The sequence below is a fragment of the Salinibacillus xinjiangensis genome, from assembly GCF_009649735.1.
GTDB classification, from domain to species: domain Bacteria; phylum Bacillota; class Bacilli; order Bacillales; family Alkalibacillaceae; genus Salinibacillus; species Salinibacillus xinjiangensis.
Genome location: NZ_WJNH01000005.1, coordinates 70348 through 96074, shown reverse-complemented (window position 1 = coordinate 96074; position 25727 = coordinate 70348). Strand labels below are relative to the sequence as shown.

The window sequence follows — 25727 nt, the reverse complement described above, 5'->3', positions numbered from 1 at the left end:
TTGGAGGTGTTATATGTGAGAAGTAGATTTTTATTTTCAGTTGCTTTCGCGGTAACTTTTATTTTAATAGGCTCCCTATCAATAAATGCAACAAGCGACGGGGAACGAGAGCAAGCTGTTATAGGTGATAAGCTTTTGAGTGTCCTAGAAAGTTCAACAAATGAGCCTGTTGAAGTGATTGTGACATTTAAGGGGAAGGGGGGACCAACTGATTCCCATTTAAAATTATTGAAGTCGGTTGGAATCAAGAAAGGATATCATCTTACTAGTCTTCCAATGGTCGCTACATTGGCTACAAAAGATCAGATAAAACAATTGACCACAAATGATGATGTGTACTCCATCTATTTTAATAAACAAGTAACCTATGAAAATGAAGATGCAACTAGTATAACGGGCGTTGATAAAGTTCGTACGGATGATTCCTTCCGTAAAGCCAATGGAGGGCTCCCTGTATCAGGTGATGGTATAGGAGTAGTCATTAACGACAGTGGTGTAGATGGAACTCATCAAGATATTGAGTATGGCGACCATCTTGTGCAAAATGTAGACGCTTCCCTTAATTTACATGCCCTAGACCAAATGCTCCCCATTACATATGTAGAAAATATACCTAATACCGATACGGAATCTGGTCATGGAACTCACGTCGCAGGGATAGTGGGCGGAACTGGAGAAATGTCTGGAGGAAAATATGAAGGTGTAGCACCTGGGGCCGATTTAATCGGCTATGGTTCAGGAGCTGCGGTTGCCATTATCGATACGTTAGGCGGATTTGATTATGCACTAACCCATCAACAGGAATATAACATCAGAGTCATTACAAATTCTTGGGGTTCTACAAGTGATGTGGGTACAGACTTTGACCCATACGACCCAATAAATGTCGCTACTAAACAATTATACGACAGAGGAATTGTGACAGTGTTTTCTGCTGGTAATTCTGGACCTGGAGATTCTACCATATCCGGAAATTATAAAAAAGCGCCATGGGTAATAACTGTTGCTGCCGGGACAAAGCAAGGAAAGTTAACTGACTTCTCATCCCGTGGAGTCGAAGGAAAGTCAGGGAGTGTTGAAATTGATGGAGAAACTTGGACATGGGAAGACCGACCAACGATTACAGCCCCAGGTGAAAATATTATTTCAACAAGGGTAATTGCTCCAATTTCATCACTGGCTGTAGCTGACGATGCGGAAAATATAGATTCCGCTTATCTACCTTACTACACTACTATGAGCGGAACCTCCATGGCAGCACCACATGTGGCGGGAATTGTAGCGCTTATGCTAGACGCAAACCCAGAGCTATCACCAGCTGAAGTGAAAGAGATTATCCAGGATACTGCAACCAACATGCCTGGCTATGAGGCATGGGAGGTTGGAGCTGGTTATGTAAACGCGCATGCCGCAGTTGATGCTGCATTTAATGAAAATGAGTATGGACAAACAGTAAATATGTATCAAACCTTAAACGCAAGTGTGGACACAGAAGAAGTTAATGAGTCTTTTACAATTGATTACAGCCCGACGAACGTAAATGGAAATAGCTATTCTTTTCAGGTGAATGACGATACTAGTGAACTGGTTGCCCGTCTTAACGCTAAAGGGTTGTTAGATTTAACTGGCAACACTATAAATTTAACGTTAACAGCACCTGATGGAACAACGTACAGTTCAGGTATTTACGTATTATTCCCTTTATATACAGATCGAACCGTTCAAGTCGTTGATCCAATACCTGGTCAATGGAAAGTGAGCATAGAAGAGCTTGAAGGAAGCTTAGCTTTACCAGAAACGATAACAGGAGAATTATCTTTTAAAAATATTGCTGGATACAGTGGATTAGACGATATTAAGGGGCATCCAGCTGAAGAAGCGATTAAACTCGGAGTCAGTGAACATTTAGTTGATAGTTTTAATGATCACAAATATAAACCTGATCATGTTATCAAAAGAATAGATTTAGCTAAATTTTTAGTGATGGGTGCTGGTATTAGGCAGGATTCCACACATCAATATATGCTTGAAGATGTACCTGATCATCATTTACCATTTGCTCAAGCAGTCGTGACAAAAGGTGCAGCACTAAAAGATACAACGGCTGGGGATGATGGAGTTATGTTACTTACTAATGAAGGTGAGTTTGCTCCAAAAGATAAGGTAGTTCGTAGTGAACTAGCTTACTCCCTTGTCCAAAGTATTGGTTTACAAACAGAAGCGGAAAAATTAAATAGCAGTGATGTAACCGTCCAATATAAAGATCAAAGAATTCCACTTGAGGATGGAAATGAAATTCCCGCTCATCTTAGAGGTTATGTACAGCTAGCGCTAGATTTAAATATATTAAATGCTTTTTTTGATGTAAAGCAAGAACCGTATGACTTAGAGCCATCTGTAACCGCCAAATTTTTACCTAATGAATCAGTTACCCGCGGTGATTATGCAGTAGCGATCTCTAGATTCTATGAAACATATTTAAAGTAAGCTTACCCCTCCTCCCTCCATGATAGGGAGGGGGTTTTTATTACAGTAAAAAGCTATCAAATTTCAAAAGTACTAACCCGGATACTACTTTCGTATGAAGTGAATTTAGTTCTTTTTATACGTCCTTTTATATCCTTTGCTGAATAGGATTTCTGGTTATTCAATTAGATAATAGAAGAAGATCAATAGAGAGGAGTTTTGATAATGAAACGATTTTTACTTTTACTATTAACAGCTGGACTTGTATTGTCTTATTCTAACTTTAGTAAATCAAACAGTATCTCGGCAGAAATATCCCCTGTACTAGGCCCGCATCTCCAGGATGTACTTCACAATGAGCAAGGACCTTTTGAAGTGATTGTCACGTTTAAAGGTGATTCAGCACCTACAGAGGACCAAGTGAATCTTTTGGAGAAAATTGGAATTGATACAGGGCTTACGATGCAATCATTACCGATGGCTGGAATCATTGCAACTAACGAACAAGTAAACAAGTTAGCAAAAAAGGATGAAGTACGCTCAATTTATTTAAACCGCAAACTTGAATACTACAACGCGGATGCTACAGATATCACGGGCGTTGACAAGGTAAGAACTGATAGTGACATGACCAAAGAAAACGGAGGATTTCCGGTGTCAGGTGATGGAATTGGTGTCGTTGTGAATGATAGTGGTATTGATGGAACACACCCTGACCACAAATATGGTGAAAACCTTGTCCAAAACGTTACGGGAACTACTAATCTTAACGCTTTAGCTCCGGAACTCTTACCGATCACTTATGTAGAGAATATTCCAAATACAGATTCAAATTCGGGACACGGAACACATGTTGCTGGAACAGTAGGAGGAACTGGTGCAGCTTCAGGTGGAAAATATGAAGGGGTAGCTCCTGGTACAGACTTAGTAGGCTACGGATCTGGGGCAGCATTATTTATTTTAGATTCAATTGGCGGGTTTGATTATGCTATTACTCATCAGCAGGAGTATGACATTAGAGTAATAACAAATTCATGGGGATCTTCTGGTGATTTTGATCCAAACAACCCTGTTAACATTGCTAGTAAGAAGGCATATGATCGGGGAATTGTTGTTTTATTTGCTGCAGGGAACTCAGGTCCCGGAGAAAATACCCATAACCCTTATGCAAAGGCTCCGTGGGTCATTTCAGTTGCTGCAGGTGAAAAGGACGGAACACTTGCAGATTTTTCTTCACGCGGGACAAAAGGAGTAGGTGGAACCTTTGAAATGGATGGAAAAGAATGGGAATGGAAGGACCAACCTACGATAACCGCACCAGGTGTTGATATTATTTCCACTCGTGCCTTAGCTCCTGTAAGTTCATTAGCCATTGATGTTGATGCTACAGGAATTGAACCAGCATATGTGCCATACTATACAACGATGAGTGGCACTTCTATGGCAACTCCACATGTTGCAGGAATCGTTTCATTAATGCTCGAGGCAAATCCACAGCTATCACCAGATGAAGTAAAACAATTGATTCAAGAAACCGCAACAAATATGCCAGGATATGAGTCTTGGGAAGTAGGTGCGGGATATGTAAATGCGTATAGTGCAGTAGATGCGGCTCTTAACGGCAATAGTTATGGTGAGACTGTAAATCTATTGTCTACCTTTAATAGCGATGTGGAAACGGCAGTAGACCGTAGACCATTTACAGTTGATTATAACCCAGTGACTTTAGCTTCAGATAACCAGTATGAGTTTGAAGTAGCTGAAGGACTTTCGAACATTGTTGCCAAAGTCAATGCCAGAGGGATTATAGAGCAAACAGGTAATTCGATAAATCTAGTACTCATTTCTCCAGATGGTACAGAGTATAGTTCAGGAATTAGCTTGCTTTTTTCCTTATACTTTGACCGAACTGTTACAGTAAACTCTCCAAAGCCTGGTACGTGGAAGGTTGAGCTTCGGGGACTAAGGGGAGATGAAGCCAATTCTACGGATGGTTTAGCTCTTCCTGAAACAGTCAACGGAACACTAGCCTTTACCAAAATTAACGGTTTTTCTGGATTGGATGACATTGAAGGCAGCCCAGCAGCATCAGCTATACAAATGGGTGTTAAGGAAAGACTTTTCGATGGATACAGTGATGGTACTTTTCAGCCTGACCAGGAGTTAAAACGGAGTGAACTAGCAAGTTATTTAGTCATGGGTGCAGAAATACGTCAATCTCAAGAAGAAGGTAGCTTTTCCGATGTAACTGGGGAACTTCTTCCCTTTGTAAAGGCTGTTACGACAAAGGGGGCAGCATTCCGGGACAAAAAACAAATTCAAAACGGTGTTATGCTTCCTGTGAATGACAGTACTTTTGCTCCTAATGCTGGTATACCACGTGCAGAGCTCGCTTACTCACTCATTCAAAGCTTAGGGCTACAGGAACAAGCCCAAGGGTTTGAAGGTGAGTTAACGGTACAATATAAGGATGAGCGAGTCAAAATTGAAGATGGTGACCAAGTTCCTGCTCATTTAAAAGGATATGTTCAATTGGCATTGGACTTAAATGTACTAAACGCAAATTTTGATGTTACACAAGGCCAATATGACTTAGAACCAACAGTAACCGCTACATTTGATCCAACATCAAAAGTAACACGGGGTGATTATGCGGTTGCCATGACACGTTTTTATAATGCATTTTTATCAAACTAATTACAAAGGCAAGGTTTTCTCTCACAAATCGTGGAAAAACCTTGCCTTATTAGAATTAGATCACTAACCTTTTTCAGCAAATGCTTCAGGAATTATTGTAAATCCTTCAATTACCGTATCCTCTTCTACTTCAATCATAATGGAGCGTTTCCCTTGGAAATTGATTTGCCTAACATATTTTAAATCCTGTGGGCTTATGGATATGTCTGCTACTTTTGTTTTAATCTTAATAGACTTTGAATTGTATTTTGGCAAGACACTGCTAGCCTTCAGCTCATAATTTTGGTCATCAATGACGTTTTTGAAGGCCGTTTCTACCTTTTCTGTATTGACATCTTCCACACCACTCATTTTTAAAACATGCTCAACATCTTTATGGTCTAGTTTTGGTGGTTCTTCTTGATCATTTTTTTCGACTACACGATTAATTTCTTCATATACATTGCTAAGTGTTGATGTGTTTAGTTGATCGCTTCCTACAACGTTTTTTACAATTTCCTCGAAAACCGTTTTATCCTCTTTGGCCGTCATCGCCTCTTCACCGTTTAGGACTTCCTCAATGAAATGGGGATCAGGCTCATTTGCTTTTCCGGCAGAGTATAGAATATGGTTTACATCAGCCGCATTATCTGTGAAACAAGGGAATAAAAATCCGCCTACTGGTGTGTTAAGGTTGATAACAGGGTCGACCTCCACATTATATTTAAATTCCTTTTCTACGTAGTCAAATTGCAGTTCTTTTTTCGGGTCTTGTGTTTTATTAATACTGCAAAGAATAAAGGAATGAGAAAAAACAGCATCACGTTCACTTTCTTCTGCTTCGTCATTTCGACGTTTCATCGGTTTCAAATATTCCCCTCGAATGAAGGTAACGACAATATCCATTTCATATTGTTGGTCCTTAAGCATTTTTTCCACAATCTGAAGCATTTGTTCCTTCCAATCCTCCACTTCCTCGTTCAATAGCCCTTTATGAAGGATAAGCTGGCTAGAATTTTCAGCCTCACGCTGAAATTTTAATTCAAATAATTTTTCATCCAATTGGCCGGAAAGAACCTTTTTAAAATTATTCATAAATAACTCCTGCTGGTCCTGGTCCAACATTTCAAATGGCTGACTTTGATGATGGTAAATGTCACTTGATTCCTTCATGATGTACACATTAAATATTTCTTTGATATTCAATAAATCGTTGTCTACTTTGAATTGTTTTCGGATATTTGCGATGTCTTTTTTGTTCATATTTAGTCCCACCTCTAGAGATGTTTTCAGTAGAAAGTGGAGAGTAATGAATTACCCTCCACCTCATAAATCATTCTTATATTTTAACATAACGTTAAAGATACCATAGCAATTCCTTCTCCATTTTTTTGCCTGGTTTAGTACGATGACCGACTACCTTCCAATTTGAGTTTTGCTTTTTTAGCTTGTACATCACATTGACACCATTTGCTTGCTTAAACAAAATGTATCCATTCTTACTTTTTATATAGGTCATAGGTTTCATTACATTATGTAGAGGTGGGGTTTTATCCTCTCTTGTTGAGTATTTGTTTTGAATTTCTTTTGCATAGTCATACAGCTGTGTAAAACTCTGTTTTTTCTCCAATCTGTTATGTAAGTCGTCCATGTTATAGCGTTGATAGGATTCTAAATTAAGGCTAAAGGTTTGCTTTATGTCGGATATAGCATTTTTATAAAACCTTTCAACACGATAAAATTCGTCATCCCCTTCTAGTTGAATGTCTGTAACGCGTATTCCATACGGGTTTACTCTGAGGGAAATGGTTTCCGTGAAGTGTGGAGGATTATGTGCATGTTCAAAAGTACGAACCGTCAGCACAACGTTAAAGGAATAACCACCCTCTTCTTCCCGTTCAATATCGATGATTTTTACATCATATAATCCATAATTCATATTGTATGCACCATAAGTCTTCATTTTTTGTTTATGTTCTGCGATAGCTTCAGATATATGGGGCTCGAGGGCAGTTATGAAACTGTCATGTAGCAATTCCTGTGACACAGCTTCTCCATGAATTCGAACAGATGATGGAAACAAAATAACGAATATAGCTAAAAAGGTAAGGTAGAATTTTTTCATCACGATGCCCCCTGATACACAAGAATTATTATTTAACTTTTCCAAAAAAGGATTAAGTATGGTTAGCAAAAAAAGGAATAAAAAAGACACCTATTCAGGTGCCCTTCATAGTTAACGATGTTTATCATAAGTAATAGGCTTTGACAGTTTTTGAAGCTCTTGATAAAGAGAATCGTCTAAGCGTTCACTTTCATAATCTAAATTTGCTAGTAACTGCTCGATAGAACTAGCTCCAAAAGTTGCTGTGGCAAGAGCAGGATGATGGAGAACATAAGATAAGGCTAGGGCATTTGGTGAAATCTCCTGATCCGAATGCTCCAAAAAGTGGGAAATAATTGTTTTTAATTCGTTATAGCTATAGTCTAAATAGCCGTCATGTCCCTTCCTTTCAACTAGATACAAGCCCTTAGTGGTAAGCATTCCCTTTGCCATTGGACCACGAGCTATAACGCTTATCTGGTGATCATGTAAAAGGTCCAGTATTTCTTCCTCAGGCCGGCGATCAAGCAAGCTATACTGCATCATAACACTTACGATATTGGACTTTTGAATGTATTCTCGAATGACATTCGGTCTAATCGATGAGATTCCATAATAGCGAATAAGCCCTTCCTGTTTTAATTCCTCAAAGGCTTCGATGGTTTCGTCTATAGGATCTTCAATCGTGCCCCCATGAAGCTGGTATAAATCAATATAATCGGTTTTTAATCTTCTTAAGCTTTCCTTTACTTCTTCCTTTATGTAGGCTTTGGAAGGGTCCCAATACCAACCTTCCTTGCCAGGCTCAAAATGATTCCCTACCTTTGTACCAATGATTACTTGATCACGCTTGCCTTTAACAGCAGAACCAACTATTGATTCATTGACACCTTTATCATACAAATCTGCGGTATCCAAATAGTTAATCCCTGCATCAAGCGCTTGGTCGATGATTGTCTTTGCTTTCCTTTCGTCTGTCCCAAGCGACATACACCCAAGGGAAATTTCCGATACATATAAATCAGACGAACCAATTTGGCGTTTCTTCATCTTATCCATCCTTTCCAGTTCATGACTAGCTTTATTGTAATGAATGAAGGGAGAGTATGACAAATCTAACGGTTGTTTATGATAAGATAGGAGAAAAAGTTTAGGGGATGAAAACATGAAGAAGTTTGAAGAAAAGACACTGCAATCTGAAACGATATTTGAAGGTAAAGTCATTAATTTACTACATGAAGAAGTCCAGCTACCAAATGGAAAGACATCCAAGCGAGAAATTGTCAAACATCCCGGAGCAGTCGCGATAATCCCGGTGACTAAGGATAATAAAATAGTCATGGTCGAACAATACCGAAAACCTTTAGAAAGAAGTCTTGTGGAAATTCCAGCCGGAAAACTCGAAAAAGGAGAGGAACCAAAGCGTACGGCACTTCGGGAGCTTGAGGAAGAAACAGGATACACATCCCATGAGCTGACACATGTGATTTCTTTTTATACATCACCAGGCTTTGCTGATGAATTGATTCACCTTTATATAGCCAAAGACCTAGAAAAAGTAGAAAGTCCGATGGCGCCTGATGAAGATGAATTTGTGGAGTTAATGGAATGTACTTTAGAGGAGGCCAATCAGCTTGTGATAGAACAAAAAATTTACGATGCTAAAACGGCCTATGCTGTACTATATTTAAATACAAAAGGAATGTAACTTATGATGCTTCAAGATTATTTTGTTGATTTACACGTACATATTGGAAACACGATGTACGGGAAGCCTGTCAAAATTACTGCATCCAAAACGTTAACCCTAACGAATATTCTCCATGAATCCTCTAAACGAAAAGGGCTAGACATGGTGGGAATTATTGATGGACATGTTCCAGCTGTACAGGAGGAGCTCATACAGCTCATTGAAAAAGGAGACGCCGAACCCTTAGAGGATGGAGGCATTCAATATGGAAATGTTACTCTTCTGTTAGGCTCAGAAATTGAAGTGTATGATGACAATTGCCAAGGCCCCATTCATGTCCTATGTTTTTTTGAGGATCTATATCATATGCAGCAGTTTACTGACTGGTTCGGGAAGCGTGTAAAAAACATTACCTTAAGCTCACAAAGAATTTACGAAAATGCCCATAACCTGCAAAAACAGGTGAAAGAGCTTGGGGGAGTGTTTATTCCAGCGCATATCTTCACGCCATTTAAGAGTTTATTTGGAAAAGGTGTTGTGGCAAGCCTAGAAGAGATTCTCATTCCCGAACTCATAGATGCAGTTGAGCTCGGGCTAAGCTCAGATACGCAGATGGCAGATCAAATCAGTGAGTTACATTCATACACCTTTCTCACCAATTCTGATGCTCATTCTTTAAAAAAGATTGCCCGTGAATATCAAAAAATACGAATGAAGGCTCCAACCTTTATGGAGCTTAAAAAAGCACTTGCTTCGAAGGACGATAGAGGAATTGTGGCCAATTATGGGATGAATCCATTATTAGGGAAATATCACTCAACCGTTTGTGCCAATTGCTTATCACCGGCAAAGTACGGGGGGCCCTGTGAAAAATGTGGCCATAAAACCATTATTAAAGGAGTGTCAGAGCGTATTGGGGAGCTAGCGGATGTCAGGGTGAGTCCCAAACGAGAAAGACCTCCATATATTCATCAAGTTCCGCTTGAATATTTGCCTAAGCTCGGACCGAAAACATTGGAAAAAATGCTGTCGCAAATTGGTACGGAAATGTACATTCTCCATCATGCCACAGACCAAGAGTTAGCAGAGGTTTGCTCAAAGGATTTAATCCGGATGATTAAAGAAATGAGAGAAGGAAACCTATCTTTACTAGCAGGTGGTGGAGGGAAATATGGCAAGGTGAAGAAATAGTAGAAAATAAAAATCCTCTATTTAAAATGGTCTATTTTTTTTATTCATTTCATAGAGTGGAAATAGATAAAGATTTAATAGACACTTTGAATGGAGGATAAGCATGTTAAAGAGGAAAAACATACGTTCAAATATTCAATTAAATGAATATAGTAGTATCTACGTGTTTATGTTTGTATTATTTTTAATAGGCATCATTTTTGGAGCGATTATCGTAAACAGTATGAACACGATTCAAAAACTAGATTTATTTTTCTACCTCCATCAATTTTTTGAAGATGTAAAGGATGGCTCGGGTCTCGAAGTAAAGGAGTTATTTCAGTCAAGTTTCTTCTATCATTTTAAATACATTTTGCTCATATTTATTCTCGGTTTATCCATAATTGGGATTCCTATCATCTGGCTTTTTATCTTTATGAAAGGAATTGTGATTGGCTTTTCTGTCGGTTTTTTGGTAAACCAAATGGGCTGGCATGGATTGCTTATGGCGACGGCTTCGGTAGCACCTCATAATGTGTTCTTGATTCCGGCCTATCTAATAGCAGGCAGCTTTGCCATGATTTTTTCCTTACATTTAATTAGACGGTTATTCTCAGCAAAAATTTATCAGCAATCCATTCGTAAACATATAACCCAATATTCTACTGTTCTTATTGTAGTGATGGTTGTTGCGCTTATAGGATCAATCGTCGAGACATTCATCTCACCAAATGCAATGAGAATCATTGTTGACTGGGCTTTATAATTTTATTAAATTAAAATGATTATTCTAAACAGATTATAATTATTTTAATTTGACACTTCCCTTGTGTCTGCTTATAATGAAGGTGGAGTTACGAGGGAGGGAAACGTATGGAACACCGAATAGAAAAGATAAAAAAGCAGCTGCATTCCCAAAGCTATAAATTGACACCGCAACGGGAAGCGACAGTGCGTGTTTTATTGGAAAATGAGGAAGACCATTTAAGCGCTGAAGATGTATACCTCCTCGTAAAAGAGAAAGCGCCTGAAATTGGTTTAGCCACCGTGTACCGCACACTGGAGCTGTTATCTGAATTAAAAGTTGTTGATAAAATTAATTTTGGAGATGGCGTATCAAGATATGACCTTCGAAAGGAAGGCGCCGAACATTTCCATCATCACCTTGTTTGTGGTGAATGTGGCTCTGTAGAAGAGATTGAAGATGATTTACTAGAGGATGTAGAGAAAATTGTGGAGAGCGATTGGGGTTTTAAAGTAAAGGATCATCGCTTAACATTCCACGGCGTTTGCCGCAAATGTCAGGCTGATAGTAAAACAAATACAGCTTTATCGTCATAAAACGTTAGGTAAAACCTTTTTTCATGTTGTTGGAAAAGGGTTTTTTGTTTTATATAATATAGTAGTAGTATCTATTTACAAATGATCTATATTTCGTTACGTTATTTTGTGTATGTCTGGAATTTCTAATAAGGTTAAAGTATTTTTAGTATAAATCACAATAGAATTGGCATATCTTGTACTAAGTCCTTTTAAACATTGGAATAAAAAGGAGCTAAAAACATGACAAGATGGTACCAATATTTTAAAGAGTTTTTCAAAGTCTTTTTTATCTTTGTGGTTTGTACATTTTTCTTTTATTTTGGGTTACGAATGATGCATGAAGAATATGAAAATTTTCATCGATATAATCAACCAGAAGGTAATGCTGTTAAGGTGTTTGAATTAGAAGATTCCAATTGGTTGGATCGGGTTTCTATTTTTTTTCGATTAGGAGAATAGCAAATGAAGCATGAAATAAAGGATTTCTTGCATTACTTAACGATTGAACGTGGATTATCGGAGAATACATTAAAATCATATGAGCGTGACTTAAGGCAGTATCAGCAATTTTTAAAGGACAAGTCTCACATAACAGATGTACATGCCATTCAACGGCTGCACGTAATGCAATTTCTGAATCACTTACATAGTCTAGGTCGTTCCGCATCAACCGTTGCACGCTTTTTGTCCACTATTCGCGCCTTTCATCAATTTTTAATACGTGAGGCAGGGGTGGAACAGGACCCCAGTTTACATATTGAAACACCTAAAAAGGAACGAAAACTACCAAAAATTCTTTCCAGTGAGGAAGTCGAAAGTTTACTAGAGTTACAGGGGAAAGACCCTCTTGTCATTCGGAATCGCGCCATGCTAGAAGTTTTATATGCAACGGGCTTACGTGTTACAGAGCTATTATCTCTTACAATGAATGATCTCCATTTAACGATGGGTTTTGTCCGCTGCTTTGGAAAGGGATCTAAGGAACGAATAATTCCATTGGGTACCCATGCCCAAAAATCGGTACAGGATTACATAGATACAGCTCGTGGTGCCTTATTAAAAGGAAAAAAAGAGGATGCTTTATTTTTAAATAACCGTGGAAAGCCAATGTCTAGGCAAGGGTTTTGGAAAATATTAAAAGGGATTGCTCGTGATCGAGGGATTCGGAAGGAAATTACTCCCCATACATTACGGCATTCGTTTGCTACCCATTTATTAGAAAATGGAGCTGATTTACGTGCGGTACAGGAAATGCTAGGTCATGCTGATATTTCCACAACTCAAATTTATACACATGTGACCAAATCAAGATTGAAGGACATTTATAAAACCTTTCATCCGAGAGCTTAAATTTGGGAAAGCTATTCTAGGTGTGGATTCATTCATATTCAACATCGATTTAGGGAATGTCCTATTATAGGAGGGATTTTCATGACAACATTTAAACGAACTTTTTTAATTGTATTAGATTCGGTAGGAATTGGGGAAGCACCTGATGCAGGGAAGTTTAACGACAAGGGCGCAGATACGTTAGGGCATATTGCAGAGCGTATGAATGGCCTGAACATGCCAAACATGGGAAAACTGGGTCTAAGCAATATTCGAGAAATAAATGGAATTGAAAAAGCGGATAGCCCGATGGCACATTATACCATCATGCAGGAAGCATCAAATGGTAAGGATACAATGACTGGCCATTGGGAAATTATGGGTTTGTACATAGACAAGCCGTTTCAAACGTTTCCGGATGGATTCCCACCTGAGTTAATACAGCAATTAGAAGAGAAAACAGGACGTAAAATCATTGGAAATAAACCGGCTTCAGGAACTGAAATCATCAAGGAACTTGGTGAAGAACATATGGAAACAGGAGCACTTATTGTTTATACATCAGCTGATTCTGTACTCCAAATTGCAGCACACGAAGAAGTAGTCTCTATTAATGAGCAATACGAAATTTGTGAAATTGCACGTGAACTGACAAAAGATGAGAGATATATGGTAGGTAGAGTGATTGCACGACCATTTATTGGGAAGCCAGATGCATTTGAAAGAACATCCAATCGACATGATTATGCGTTAAAACCATTTGGTCGAACGGTAATGAATGAACTGAAAGATGAGGGCTATGATGTGATAGCTCTCGGCAAAATTTCAGATATATATGATGGTGAAGGCGTAACAAAATCGATTCGTACAAAGGATAATTTAGATGGTATGGTTAAACTGGTGGCATCCATGGATGAAGATTTTCATGGCTTAAACTTTCTCAATTTAGTTGATTTTGATGCAAAATATGGCCACCGTCGTGATCCACAGGGCTATGGGGAGGCTTTAGAGGCATTTGATCAGCGCTTACCTGAAGTGTTAGATAAGCTACGTGAAGATGATGTGCTTATCATTACAGCTGACCATGGGAATGATCCTGTCCATCATGGAACAGACCACACACGTGAGGTGGTTCCTCTTCTTGTCTACCATAAGGGTATTGAACGTGGTCAAGAGCTTTCTGTACGGAAAACCTTTGCCGATATTGGAGCAACTGTAGCTGAAAACTTTAAAGTAAAAATGCCTGAACATGGTGAAAGCTTTTTAAAGGATATAAAGTAGGAGGACCTAATCAATGAGTAAAATGAAAGATGCAGCATCATTTATTTCAAGTAAACTTAATCAACAAAAGCCGAGCCTTGGTTTAATTTTAGGCTCGGGACTTGGTGTGTTAGCTGAGGAAATTGAGAATCCGATTGCCATTCCCTACGAGGAAATTCCACACTTCCCAAAATCAACCGTTGCTGGACATAAAGGTCAGCTCGTTGTCGGTTCCTTAGAGGGGCAGCAAGTTATCGCCATGCAAGGCCGTTTTCATTATTATGAAGGGTATACAATGGAACAAGTAACATTTCCAGTTAGAGTGATGAAAGCTCTTGGAGTCAGTCAATTGATCGTTACAAATGCAGCTGGAGGCATTAATGAATCCTTTCAGCCTGGAGATTTAATGCTGATTCAAGACCACATTAATATGATGGGTGACAATCCGCTTATTGGACCTAATGAAGAGGAAATGGGCCCTCGCTTCCCGGATATGTCAGAGGCCTATAATAAAAAGTTAATCAAGCATGCTGAGGCATGTGCAGACAAGCTACAATTATCCGTGCAAAAAGGAGTATACGTCGGCAATCCAGGTCCCACTTATGAAACAGGTGCTGAAATTCGCATGCTACGTACTTTAGGTGGGGATGCAGTAGGAATGTCCACAGTTCCTGAGGTAATTGTAGCGAACCATGCAGGGTTAAAGGTTCTCGGTATCTCTTGCATTTCAAATATGGCAGCAGGTATTTTAGACCAGCCTCTTTCACATGAAGAAGTAATCGAGACAACAGAGCAGGTTCGACAGCATTTTTTAAGCTTTGTGAAAGAGATTGTAGGAACATTACCTGAATAAGTAACGCCTTTTTATGGGGGTATTAGGAAATGAGAATGTACGATGTAATTTCAAAAAAACGAGATCAAGTGGAGCTCACAAAAGAAGAAATTGATTTTTTTATTGAGGGATATACAAAGGGCGACATTCCTGATTACCAAGCCAGTGCCTTCTGTATGGCTGTCTTCCTTAGAGATATGTCAGAAGAAGAACGGGCCCATTTAACGATGGCGATGGTCAATTCAGGTGATACCATTGATCTTTCCTCTATTGATGGAGTCAAAGTCGATAAACATTCTACTGGTGGAGTAGGGGATACAACAACACTTATCTTAGCGCCATTAGTGGCCTCATTGGATGTTCCTGTTGCCAAAATGAGTGGACGGGGATTAGGGCATACAGGTGGTACAATCGATAAATTAGAATCCATACCAGGTTTTTCGGTTGAGATGGAAAAAGAGGATTTTATAAAATTAGTAAACCAAAACAAAGTAGCAGTGATTGGCCAGACTGGGAATCTAACGCCGGCTGACAAAAAGCTTTATGCCCTTCGCGATGTGACGGCAACCGTCAATTCTATTCCATTGATTGCTAGCTCCATCATGAGTAAAAAGATTGCTGCTGGTGCTGATGGAATTGTATTAGATGTGAAAACAGGCGCCGGCGCTTTTATGAAAAGTGAAGAGGAATCAAGAAAACTTGCTGAAGCAATGGTATCCATAGGTAACCGCGTAGGTAGAAAAACGATGGCTGTAATAAGTGAAATGAGCCAGCCGCTAGGAAAAGCAATTGGTAATGCTCTAGAAGTAAAAGAAGCTATGGACACACTGAAAGGGAAAGGTCCTGAGGATTTAACAGAATTGTGTTTAACACTAGGTAGCCAGATGGTTGTATTAGCTAATAAAGCCTCATCTTTAGAGGAAGCCAGAGAAAAATTACGTGCCAATATGGAAAATGGTAAGGCGTTAGAGAAGTTCAAGACGTTTATCAAGTCCCAGGGTGGAGATGAAAGAGTAGTTGATGATCCATCTCTTTTACCTCGGGCTTCATATCAGATTGATTTGCCAGCTTCAGAAAGTGGTTATGTCAAAGAGATGGTAGCCGACGAAATTGGAAAAGCGGCAATGCTATTAGGAGCCGGAAGAGCTACAAAAGAATCTGAGATTGATTTAGCGGTCGGTCTGGTGCTAAATAAAAAGGTAGGAGATCAAGTGCAAAAAGGGGAATCATTACTTACTCTTCATGCCAACCATGAGGATGTGGAGGAAATTAAAAATAGGCTATACGAAAACATTACCATAACTGAAAATCATGTAGATTCTCCAACTCTCATTCATGGTGTGATAAAAGAATAGTAAGCAGTTCTTAGAAAATCCTGATTAAAGACAGGATTTTCTTTTTTTATACTTATAATTTTCAGCAATCATGGAAAAAATATGAAAGATGAATAGAGAAACCTTCTAGAAAAACAAAAATGCTGGGTTAGTTTTTCTAGGTTTTACAGATGGTAATAAGGTAAAGATTAACGATATTCCTACATAACAGGAAGGTGGAGGGACTTTTATGAAAAAATTAGCAACTGTACTAACTCTATTTTGTTTGATGACATCATCAATCGTATTACCTGTCCAAGCTGAAGAACAAACCAAAGTAGATTTAGCGGAAAACTCTAAGTCAGCCATATTGATGGAAAAGGATACAGGCAAAGTTCTGTATAACAAAAATGCTGACGAACAATTACCCCCAGCAAGTATGACCAAAATTATGACATTGATTTTAATTATGGAAGCATTAGAAAAAGGAAATTTAAAATTAGATGAAAAAGTACGGGTAAGTGAGTACGCGGCATCGATGGGTGGGTCCCAAATTTTCCTAGAAGAAGGAGAGGAAATGACTGTTGAGGATCTACTCAAAGGTGTAGCAATTGCTTCAGGAAATGATGCTTCTGTTGCCCTAGCGGAACGTATTGCGGGAAGTGAAAAGGCCTTTGTTGAACAAATGAACAAAAAGGTTAAAGAATTAGGTTTAAAGAACACCCAATTTAAGAATACAACAGGGTTACCAGCAAAGGACCATTACAGTACAGCCCATGATATGGCATTAATGGCAAAAGAATTACTGAAGTATGAAAAAATCACAGACTATACAAGCGTTTATGATGATTATTTAAGAAAAGGAACAGAGGATGAATTCTGGCTTGTGAATACCAATAAACTTGTGAAATTTTATAAAGGTGTCGATGGGCTAAAAACGGGCTACACAAGCGAGGCCAAATATTGCCTGACTGCAACTGCTAAACGCGATGATATGCGTGTTATCGCTGTTGCAATGGGAGCTGAGACAACCAAAAAACGTAATAGCGATATTTCTACTATGCTAGACTATGCGTTTCAGCAATATGAAACGAAGCCAGTTTATGACCGATTTGCACCTGTAGATCAAATGACGTTGATAAATGCCGAGCAAGAAAAGGTTAATGTTGTTACAGGTGATAAAGTATCTATTTTAATGAGAAAAGGCGATGAAGCGGGAGACTTAGAGGAAGTTGTTAAATATAAAAAAGACATATCATTGCCCATCAAGAAAGGGCAGCAAGTGGGCGTTTTAAAGCTTAAAGCAGGTGACAAGGTGTTATCTGAGACCCCGCTCGTTGTTAATGAAACAATTGAAGAGGCTGGAATATGGACTTTATTAAAAAGAAGTATGAAAAAGTTTCATAAAGGATCCTAACGTAATTTGGCGAAATGGCACTAGTTTTGTCACGAAGCAGGAAAATTCTATGGCAAAGAAGAAAGACTCAAGAGAAGCACGAGTAAAAGGAGGCATATGAATCTTGAGTCTTTCTGTTCAATTTGAATGTAAAAATCAAGTACTGCTTGTTAGATTATCAGGTGAACTTGATCATCACACATCAGAAAATTTAAAAAAACAATGGCAAGATGAGATTCAAAAAAACGAGGTTAAGCATGTTGTAGTGAATTTGGAAACATTGAGCTTTATGGATAGTTCAGGTTTGGGTGTTATGCTAGGCAGATATAAAGAAATACAGGAGCTTGGTGGAGAAATGGTGGTCTGTTCCATTTCACCAGCGGTAAAGCGTTTATTCGAGCTTTCCGGTCTTTTTAAGATTGTTAGACTGGAAGAAAACGAAGAGTATGCGCTAAAAAGTTTGGGGGTGGCGTCATGAAAAATGAGATGCACCTCGAATTTTCAGCGCTTAGTGAAAATGAATCTTTTGCAAGGGTAACAATTGCTTCATTTATTGCCCAAATAGACCCTACAATGGATGAATTAACTGAAATTAAAACTGTCGTTTCCGAAGCGGTAACCAATGCTATTATCCATGGATATGAGAACAATCCAGATGGCAAGGTTCACATGCATTGTGTTTTACATGATCAGTACGTTGAATTAGAAATCAGAGATGAAGGAATTGGCATTGATAATTTAGATGAGGCAAGGCAACCTCTCTATACGTCAAAACCAGAATTAGAGCGTTCTGGAATGGGCTTTACCATCATGGAAAATTTTATGGATGAAGTTGACATTCAATCAGAAGAGGGTAAAGGGACGATTGTAAGTCTGAAAAAACACTTTCAAAAGAATCAAAACCTTGTGTGATTAAGGGGATATGTCTATGGATGTGGATTTGAAACATTCCAAAAAAGACAAGCAATTGTCTGATAAAGAAGTGAAAAAGTTAATTTTTGATAGTCAACAAGGTGACCAAGATGCACGGGACCTTCTTGTGGAAAAAAATACTCGTCTAGTTTGGTCTGTGGTCCAACGTTTTTTGAATCGTGGTTACGATGCGGATGATTTATTCCAAATAGGAAGCATAGGCTTATTAAAATCGATTGATAAGTTTGACTTATCCTATGATGTGAAATTTTCTACCTATGCTGTACCTATGATTATTGGTGAAATTCAACGTTTTATTCGTGATGATGGAAGTATTAAGGTAAGCCGATCACTAAAGGAAACGGGGAATAAAATACGTAAAAAACGTGATGAACTTACAAAGGAATATGGACGTTCACCAACTATTCAGGAGCTAGCAGATGAATTGGATTTATCCCCTGAGGATATTGTATTTGCACAGGAAGCGTCGAAATCACCTCATTCCATTCATGAAACTGTATATGAAAATGATGGAGACCCGATTACGCTCTTAGATCAAATGTCTGATGAGGACACAAAATGGTTTGACAAAATTGCCTTGAAAGAAGTTATCCGAAATTTGAACGAACGGGAACGCTTAATCATTTACTTGCGTTATTTTAAGGACCAGACACAGTCTGAGGTGGCCAATAGGCTGGATATATCGCAGGTTCAAGTATCAAGATTGGAAAAAAAGATTTTAGATAATATTCGCGATCAAATGAAAACCTAGAAGTAAGGCGTCAAGTGAAGTGTATTCACTGGCGCCTTTTCTTATGCATGAACAAACCTCTAACTACACATAATAAACGTAAACTTCTCATGAATGGGAGGAGTATCCATTATGGGGGATCAAGTATACATCCGTTTAAGAAATAAAACGAAAATCCCTAAAGAGAAAAAAATTTTATTAAAAGATATCGCCTATATCTCAGCAAGTGAAACATGGAAAAAACAATTAGAAAATGCGTTTATTTATCAGGTAAAGAAAGAAGATAAGAACATTGTTGTGTTCGATATTTTTTCCATCATTGAACTGCTTAGTCAGCAGCATCCTAACTTGGAATTTCAATCAATTGGACCTAATCAAACAATTGCTTACATTGCAATCCCGAATAAGCATCCACATTTTAGCCTGGTAGCTTTTATATGGTTATTGCTATTCATCGGATCTGGAATGGCAATTATGAACTTTCATTACGATGTCAGTATGCAGGAAGTTCAACAAAAACTTCATTATATGATTACAGGTCATCAGGATAAATATCCGCTGTGGCTACAAATTCCCTATTCGGTCGGGTTAGGGCTAGGGATGATTTTATTTTTTAATCATGTTTTCCAAAAGAGGATTAATGAAGAGCCAAGCCCATTAGAAGTGGAAATCCATAACTATCAACAGAATCTAGATCAGTATGTCACTATTCATGAAAATGAATTGAGAAAAAAAGATGATGATTAACCTCATAGAAGCATTTATTGGATTAGCTTCTGGGCTGGCTGTTGGAGCCGGGTTTGTTGCATTTTTAACTGTACTGGGAATAATCCCGCGGTTAGTTCAATTAAGTAAAAGTCATCGATATATCCCAAAATATGAAACAAGCGTAATTTCAGGTTCATTGTTTGGCACATTGTTATCATTTAGCTCCATAGTGTTTCATGTCCCCATTATTATCGAAATGGTTTGGGGATTATTTCATGGGATTTTTATTGGGATGTTAGCAGCAGCCTTAACGGAGGTGCTGAATGTATTTCCGATATTAGCCAAACGAATAGGCATGGATGGGCAAATATTGGTCTTTTTAATGGCTATTGTATTGGGGAAAATCTTTGGTTCGCTGTTTCAGTGGGTAATTTTTGTTAAATAAATGGGGTGTAATTATGAGTACTAAAAAATTTGACAAGCAAAATTATAAAAATACAGTCAAAACTTATCAGCCAAAACCAAACCTTCTACTCAACTGTGTAAAGGCATTTGTCGTAGGTGGTTTAATTTGTGTTTTAGGTCAGGCATTAACGGATTTCTATATAAATGTATTTGATTATAGTGAAAAGGATGCTGCTAGTCCTACCGCAGCCACTCTTATTCTTATTTCCGCCATTTTAACAGGGTTAGGCATATATGATAAATTAGCTCAATTTGCGGGAGCGGGTTCAGCGGTTCCGATTACAGGCTTTGCGAATGCCATAACAAGTGCTGCCTTAGAGCATAAAAGTGAGGGCTATGTCCTTGGGGTTGGAGGCAATATGTTTAAACTTGCTGGCTCTGTTATCGTGTTTGGTACGGTCTCAGCATATATCGTAGGAATTATTCGCTTTTTGTTAACTCAATAGGATAGGAGGTTAAATAGATGCGAAAAATGGGTCGGCAAACATGGTATTTTGAAAATAATGTTTATATTAATGAAGCAGCAACCGTTGCAGGGCCAATGGAAAAGCAAGGACCATTAGGGGAAACCTATGACATCACATATGATGACCTCCATTGTCATGAGGATAACTGGGAAAAAGCTGAGAGAAGAATACTCCAGCAATCCATTCAAACCTGTATTCAAAAGGCAAAGCTTCAGACAGATCAAATCGACATTTTATTAAGTGGAGATTTACTAAATCAAAATGTTTCTTCCAATTATGCAGCAAGAGCCCTATCCATACCATTATTGACGATGTTTGGAGCGTGCTCTACATCCATGGAAACACTAGCAACGGCGAGCGCTCTAGTAGATGCCGGTTTTGCAAACAACGCGGTAGCCGCTACCAGCAGTCACAATGCAAGTGCTGAAAGGCAGTTTCGTTACCCTACAGAGTACGGAAGTCAAAAGCCGGCATCTGCCACAACTACCATCACAGGAGCTGGCGCGGCACTAGTTTCCAAAAATCCATCTAACATCGGTATAGAATGTGCAACAATCGGAAAAGTTATGGACTACCAAATGGGTGATCCTTTTGACATGGGTACAGCGATGGCTCCAGCTGCCTTTGATACGATCAAGACTCATTTAGGAGACTTGGGTAGAACGCCAAATGATTATGATTTGATTCTATCAGGCGATTTATCTTCAGTAGGTAGTCCAATACTAAAGGATATGCTAAAAGAAGATGGGATTAATGTAGATGAGATTCATAACGACTGTGGATTGATGGTCTATAACAGTGATCAGCCAGTTTTTGCGGGAGGTAGTGGCTGTGCTTGTTCTGCAGTTGTGACATATGGTCATGTCTTGAATGAAATTCGTAAAGGGAATCTTAATAAAGTTTTTGTCGTTGCAACTGGAGCACTTTTAAGTCCTACCATGATACAGCAAAAGGAAACGATACCTTGTATAGCGCACGGTGTTGTACTAAAGAGAGAGGAGTTGACATCATAATGGACTACTTATGGGCCTTTCTCGTTGGAGGAGCTATTTGTGTTATTGGGCAACTCCTTTTAGATGTCGTGAAGTTAACACCTGGTCACGTATTATCATCATTTGTAGTGGTCGGTGCAATCCTGGATGGGTTTAGTCTCTACGATAAGTTAATTGAATTTGCCGGTGCCGGTGCAACGGTTCCGATTACAAGCTTTGGACATTCATTGCTGCACGGTGCAATGGAACAAGCGCAGGATCATGGATTTATTGGAGTTTCTATCGGGATTTTCCAACTTACCTCTGCGGGAATAGCGTCCGCCATTTTATTTGGTTTTCTCGTAAGTGTTTTCTTTAAACCTAAAGGCTAAGGAAGTAGAAAGGGTAGATATTGATTATGTCAAAATCACAAAAAGTACCAGTTTCAGACAACATTGCTGAAAATCAACGGTATTTAAAAGAGCATGTTGGCGTCGGTGTTTCCTTTGACGTTGGGTTTAGACAAATCAAGGTATTAAAAAAAGATGTGGATATTTATTACTTAACTGGTCTTTGTGATACATCATTCATCATAGAAATCGTTAAAAAGCTCGTTGAGATAAATGATTTTGAGTCCAATCATAGAAAAGTAAAAGAGATTATTCATAATCGCCTTGTTCACCAACAAGTAGAAGAAGTTAAAACTATGGATGAAGCAGTGGACCAGTTACTATCAGGTCTTATTGTTATTTTTATTGATGGTGTAAAGGAAGCTTTCATTGTTGATGTTAGGCATTATCCTGGGCGGAGCCCTCAAGAGCCAGATACGGAGAAGGTGGTTAGAGGCTCTAGAGATGGTTATACAGAAAATATCATTGAAAATACTGCTCTAACACGCAGGAGAATTCGGGATGAACGGTTACGAGTAGAAATCACTAAGGTTGGTGAGCGCTCAAAGACAGATATTGTGTTTATGTATGTACAGGATGTAGCAGATCAAGGTTTAGTGGACCTAGTGAAACAAGAAATTGAGAACATTGAAATCGATGGGATTTCAATGGCGGATAAAACTGTGGAGGAGTTCTTAGTTTCACAAGGATATAATCCATTTCCGATGGTCCGTTATACGGAAAGGCCAGACGTCGCAGCGGCTCATCTTTTGGAGGGGCATGTGATTATTTTAGTGGATACATCACCAAGTATGATTATTACACCTACCACATACTTTCATCATGTCCAACACGCAGAGGAGTACCGAGAATCTCCTGCAGCAGGAACGTTTGTACGTTGGGTCCGCTTTTTAGGGATTATGGCATCCATCTTTTTATTGCCGATTTGGTTAATGTTTGTGATGGATCCTACGCTTTTACCAAAAGGGTTAGAGTTTATTGGACCTACTGAAGAAGGTAACGTACCGATTGTCGCCCAAATCATATTAGCGGATATCGGTATTGAGTTTTTGAGGATGGCGGCCATTCATACGCCTACACCACTCTCAACTGCAATGGGTTTAATTGCTGCTGTATTGATTGGACAAATTGCGATAGATGTTGGGCTGTTTATGCCTGAAGTCATTTTATATGTATCCATTAGCGCGATTGGAGCGTTTGCCACCCCGAGCTACGAGTTAGGTGTAGCAAATAAAATGACAAGGCTAGTGCTAATATTAGCTGTTGCATTTTATGGAGTGAAAGGCTTAGTTATTGGGTGTACATTATATGTACTGTTTTTAGCAAGTCGGAGATCACTCAACACTCCTTATTTATGGCCATTAATTCCTTTTGATCCTAAAGGCATGTTTCAAATCTTATTTAGAGTATCTGTACCACTAACGAAGCGTCGCCCAAGTATTGTTCGTCCTAAAAACAACCACAGGCAACCTTAGGGGAAGTTATTGAATCCCTATAGGGGATATGATAAAGTAACGTTATACTTTATCGTACTGCAGTAAAAGAGGCAGTTTTAGCTGTCTCTTTTCTTTTTTACACAGGATTCATGTTTATGAAAAAGGGGTGAGAGGAATGACAAATAATCATTTGCAGTTTGCTAATATAGATACCATTGAGCTTGGAAAGAAATATGGAACTCCCTTATATGTTTACGATGTAAATGAAATTAGGGACCACGCAAGAGCATTTGTTGATACGTTTAAAGAACTTGGTGTGAATTTTCAGGTCGCGTATGCCAGTAAGGCCTTCTCAACTGTTGCGATGTTGCAGGTGGCTAAACAGGAAGGACTTAGCCTGGATGTTGTCTCTCAGGGCGAACTTCATACAGCTTTGAAGGCAGGCTTTCCTGCTGAACGTATTCATATGCACGGAAATAATAAAAGCATTGAGGAATTAGAAATGGCGCTTCAACATCAAATTGGTTGTATTGTCGTGGATAATTTCTATGAGATAGAATTATTAAAGCATCTAACCGAACAGTATAATCAAAATATTTCTATATTACTCCGTGTGACTCCTGGGATTGAAGCGCATACCCATGATTATATTTTAACAGGGCAGGAAGATTCTAAATTTGGTTTTGATCTATCAAATGGACAGGCGGACAAGGCGTTATTACAAGTCTTGGAGGATGAACGGATTCATGTTGCTGGAATTCATTGTCACATCGGTTCACAAATCTTTGAAACTACTGGATTTGTCATGGCTGTTCAAAAACTATTCCAAGCTATGAATCAATGGAACCTACAATACCACTATACCCCAGAGGTCTTGAATTTGGGAGGTGGTTTCGGAATTAGGTATACAGAAGAGGACGAACCAAAGCCGCATGGACATTATGTAGAGGCCTTGGTGTCTGAAGTGAAGAAGCAAGCTAATGACTTTGAACTACCCATTCCTGAACTATGGATTGAACCTGGTCGGGCCATTGTAGGTGAGGCAGGGATAACCTTATATACGATTGGTTCTATCAAAGACATCCCTGATGTTCGTACCTATGTTTCCGTAAATGGTGGAATGACCGATAACATCCGACCAGCTTTGTACAATGCCAAGTATGATGCAGTTGTGGCTAATAAAATGAATGAACCCGCCACCAAGACCGTTTCTATCGCCGGTAAATGCTGTGAATCAGGGGATATGCTTATTTGGGATCTAAAGGTACCTGAGTCCATTGAGCCAGGGGACACATTAGCAGTATTCTCCACTGGTGCCTACGGTTATTCCATGTCCAATCATTATAATCGCTTTCCAAAGTCAGCTGTAGTATTTATTGAGGACGGGAAGGAAAAATTAGTGGTCCAAAGAGAATCTTATGAGGAATTGACAAGATTAGATTTGTCTTATGAATAACTAAGATAACGGAGCCAAAACGAACTATGTGTTATTGGCTCCTTTTTATGATATGATTAGAATTGATTTTACATAAAGGAGCTGAAAATATTGTCAAAACAAGGCTATATTTTAATGGATAACAATGAAAAAATCGAATTTGAACTATACCCAAACGAAGCACCTGGTACTGTCGCAAACTTTGAGAAGTTGGCTAAAGAAGGCTTTTATGATGGACTTACCTTTCACCGTGTTATTCCAGGTTTCGTAAGTCAAGGAGGCTGCCCTGTAGGAAATGGAACAGGTTCAGCTGGCTACACCATCAAATGTGAAACAGAAGGGAACCCTCATAAGCATGTACCTGGGAGCCTATCAATGGCACATGCTGGTAAGGATACTGGATCATGTCAATTCTTTATCGTTCATGAGGCACAACCACATTTAGACGGAGTACACACAGTTTTTGGACAAGTAACTTCTGGTTTAGAAGCAGCGAAGGCAATGTCTAACGGGGATGTCATGAAGGAAGTCAAAGTATTTGACGCTGAATAACTCTGTACAGAAAAAGAGGGACTCCCTCTTTTTCTCAGTTTAAGAAAGAATACAAATTCAA

The 25727-nt window shown here is 38.9% G+C and carries 26 protein-coding genes; 23 read left to right on the top strand and 3 right to left on the bottom strand.

Annotated features, from left to right (window positions below; translation table 11 throughout):
• The first annotated feature begins 15 nt into the window (after positions 1 to 15).
• Entirely contained in the window at positions 16 to 2487 is a 2472-nt protein-coding gene (locus GH754_RS09015) for a S8 family serine peptidase (RefSeq protein WP_323741937.1), read from the top strand.
• Between the two features lie 204 nt (positions 2488 to 2691).
• Positions 2692 to 5163 (top strand): S8 family serine peptidase, encoded by a 2472-nt coding sequence (locus tag GH754_RS09010; RefSeq protein ID WP_153728400.1) that lies wholly within the window; start codon positions 2692 to 2694, stop codon positions 5161 to 5163.
• A gap of 63 nt (positions 5164 to 5226) precedes the next feature.
• Here GH754_RS09010 and GH754_RS09005 read toward each other — a convergent pair whose 3' ends face one another.
• The 3 genes from GH754_RS09005 to GH754_RS08995 all read right to left on the bottom strand — a co-directional run bounded on the left by GH754_RS09005 (position 5227) and on the right by GH754_RS08995 (position 8296).
• Positions 5227 to 6405, bottom strand: a complete 1179-nt coding sequence (locus GH754_RS09005) for a DUF4317 domain-containing protein (protein ID WP_153728399.1) — start codon at positions 6403 to 6405, stop codon at positions 5227 to 5229.
• A gap of 94 nt (positions 6406 to 6499) precedes the next feature.
• A complete protein-coding gene (locus tag GH754_RS09000) occupies positions 6500 to 7267 on the bottom strand; it encodes a DUF3888 domain-containing protein (protein ID WP_153728398.1) in 768 nt (255 codons plus the stop codon).
• Between the two features lie 111 nt (positions 7268 to 7378).
• Positions 7379 to 8296, bottom strand: coding sequence for an aldo/keto reductase (locus GH754_RS08995; protein WP_153728397.1), 918 nt, complete (start codon positions 8294 to 8296; stop codon positions 7379 to 7381).
• A 115-nt stretch (positions 8297 to 8411) separates the two neighbouring features.
• On the opposite strand from GH754_RS08995, the gene GH754_RS08990 reads away from it, so the two are divergent.
• The 21 genes from GH754_RS08990 to GH754_RS08890 all read left to right on the top strand — a co-directional run bounded on the left by GH754_RS08990 (position 8412) and on the right by GH754_RS08890 (position 25666).
• The gene (locus tag GH754_RS08990) at positions 8412 to 8954 is read left to right on the top strand and encodes an NUDIX domain-containing protein (RefSeq protein WP_153728396.1); all 543 of its coding nucleotides are present in this window, start codon (positions 8412 to 8414) and stop codon (positions 8952 to 8954) included.
• A gap of 3 nt (positions 8955 to 8957) precedes the next feature.
• Positions 8958 to 10127: an endonuclease Q family protein gene (locus GH754_RS08985; protein ID WP_323741936.1), complete on the top strand. Its 1170-nt coding sequence runs from the start codon at positions 8958 to 8960 to the stop codon at positions 10125 to 10127.
• A 103-nt stretch (positions 10128 to 10230) separates the two neighbouring features.
• Positions 10231 to 10872 carry a stage II sporulation protein M gene (gene spoIIM / locus GH754_RS08980; protein ID WP_153728395.1) on the top strand — a complete coding sequence of 214 codons (642 nt, stop codon included), beginning with the start codon at positions 10231 to 10233 and terminating at the stop codon, positions 10870 to 10872.
• A 107-nt stretch (positions 10873 to 10979) separates the two neighbouring features.
• Positions 10980 to 11447 carry a ferric iron uptake transcriptional regulator gene (gene fur / locus GH754_RS08975; protein ID WP_153728394.1) on the top strand — a complete coding sequence of 156 codons (468 nt, stop codon included), beginning with the start codon at positions 10980 to 10982 and terminating at the stop codon, positions 11445 to 11447.
• A gap of 222 nt (positions 11448 to 11669) precedes the next feature.
• Complete coding sequence (locus GH754_RS08970) at positions 11670 to 11888, top strand: DUF4227 family protein (RefSeq protein WP_153728393.1); 219 nt, start codon at positions 11670 to 11672, stop codon at positions 11886 to 11888.
• A gap of 3 nt (positions 11889 to 11891) precedes the next feature.
• Positions 11892 to 12779 (top strand): site-specific tyrosine recombinase XerD, encoded by an 888-nt coding sequence (gene xerD, locus GH754_RS08965; protein WP_153728392.1) that lies wholly within the window; start codon positions 11892 to 11894, stop codon positions 12777 to 12779.
• Between the two features lie 81 nt (positions 12780 to 12860).
• Entirely contained in the window at positions 12861 to 14039 is a 1179-nt protein-coding gene (gene deoB, locus GH754_RS08960) for a phosphopentomutase (protein WP_153728391.1), read from the top strand.
• 13 nt (positions 14040 to 14052) lie between these two features.
• Positions 14053 to 14871 carry a purine-nucleoside phosphorylase gene (locus tag GH754_RS08955; protein ID WP_153728390.1) on the top strand — a complete coding sequence of 273 codons (819 nt, stop codon included), beginning with the start codon at positions 14053 to 14055 and terminating at the stop codon, positions 14869 to 14871.
• 29 nt (positions 14872 to 14900) lie between these two features.
• Positions 14901 to 16205, top strand: a complete 1305-nt coding sequence (locus GH754_RS08950) for a pyrimidine-nucleoside phosphorylase (RefSeq protein ID WP_153728389.1) — start codon at positions 14901 to 14903, stop codon at positions 16203 to 16205.
• Positions 16206 to 16413: 208 nt separating this feature from the next.
• The gene (locus GH754_RS08945) at positions 16414 to 17580 is read left to right on the top strand and encodes a D-alanyl-D-alanine carboxypeptidase family protein (protein WP_153728388.1); all 1167 of its coding nucleotides are present in this window, start codon (positions 16414 to 16416) and stop codon (positions 17578 to 17580) included.
• A gap of 103 nt (positions 17581 to 17683) precedes the next feature.
• A complete protein-coding gene (gene spoIIAA / locus GH754_RS08940) occupies positions 17684 to 18037 on the top strand; it encodes an anti-sigma F factor antagonist (protein WP_153728387.1) in 354 nt (117 codons plus the stop codon).
• The gene (gene spoIIAB / locus GH754_RS08935; RefSeq protein ID WP_153728386.1) at positions 18034 to 18471 is read left to right on the top strand and encodes an anti-sigma F factor; all 438 of its coding nucleotides are present in this window, start codon (positions 18034 to 18036) and stop codon (positions 18469 to 18471) included. The genes spoIIAA and spoIIAB overlap by 4 nt, the downstream gene beginning before the upstream one ends.
• Positions 18472 to 18487: 16 nt before the next feature.
• The gene (sigF, locus tag GH754_RS08930; protein WP_153728385.1) at positions 18488 to 19243 is read left to right on the top strand and encodes an RNA polymerase sporulation sigma factor SigF; all 756 of its coding nucleotides are present in this window, start codon (positions 18488 to 18490) and stop codon (positions 19241 to 19243) included.
• Between the two features lie 111 nt (positions 19244 to 19354).
• Entirely contained in the window at positions 19355 to 19969 is a 615-nt protein-coding gene (locus tag GH754_RS08925) for a stage V sporulation protein AA (protein ID WP_153728384.1), read from the top strand.
• Positions 19959 to 20375, top strand: coding sequence for a stage V sporulation protein AB (locus tag GH754_RS08920; RefSeq protein ID WP_153728383.1), 417 nt, complete (start codon positions 19959 to 19961; stop codon positions 20373 to 20375). The genes GH754_RS08925 and GH754_RS08920 overlap by 11 nt, the downstream gene beginning before the upstream one ends.
• 13 nt (positions 20376 to 20388) lie before the next feature.
• A complete protein-coding gene (gene spoVAC, locus GH754_RS08915; protein ID WP_153728382.1) occupies positions 20389 to 20841 on the top strand; it encodes a stage V sporulation protein AC in 453 nt (150 codons plus the stop codon).
• Positions 20842 to 20858: 17 nt separating this feature from the next.
• Entirely contained in the window at positions 20859 to 21875 is a 1017-nt protein-coding gene (gene spoVAD, locus GH754_RS08910; protein ID WP_153728381.1) for a stage V sporulation protein AD, read from the top strand.
• Positions 21875 to 22225, top strand: coding sequence for a stage V sporulation protein AE (gene spoVAE, locus GH754_RS08905; protein WP_153728380.1), 351 nt, complete (start codon positions 21875 to 21877; stop codon positions 22223 to 22225). The genes spoVAD and spoVAE overlap by 1 nt, the downstream gene beginning before the upstream one ends.
• A gap of 26 nt (positions 22226 to 22251) precedes the next feature.
• Positions 22252 to 23718 (top strand): spore germination protein, encoded by a 1467-nt coding sequence (locus GH754_RS08900; RefSeq protein ID WP_153728379.1) that lies wholly within the window; start codon positions 22252 to 22254, stop codon positions 23716 to 23718.
• Positions 23719 to 23854: 136 nt separating this feature from the next.
• Positions 23855 to 25135: a diaminopimelate decarboxylase gene (lysA, locus tag GH754_RS08895; protein WP_153728378.1), complete on the top strand. Its 1281-nt coding sequence runs from the start codon at positions 23855 to 23857 to the stop codon at positions 25133 to 25135.
• A 90-nt stretch (positions 25136 to 25225) separates the two neighbouring features.
• Positions 25226 to 25666 carry a peptidylprolyl isomerase gene (locus GH754_RS08890; RefSeq protein WP_194841320.1) on the top strand — a complete coding sequence of 147 codons (441 nt, stop codon included), beginning with the start codon at positions 25226 to 25228 and terminating at the stop codon, positions 25664 to 25666.
• The last annotated feature ends 61 nt before the right edge of the window (positions 25667 to 25727 follow it).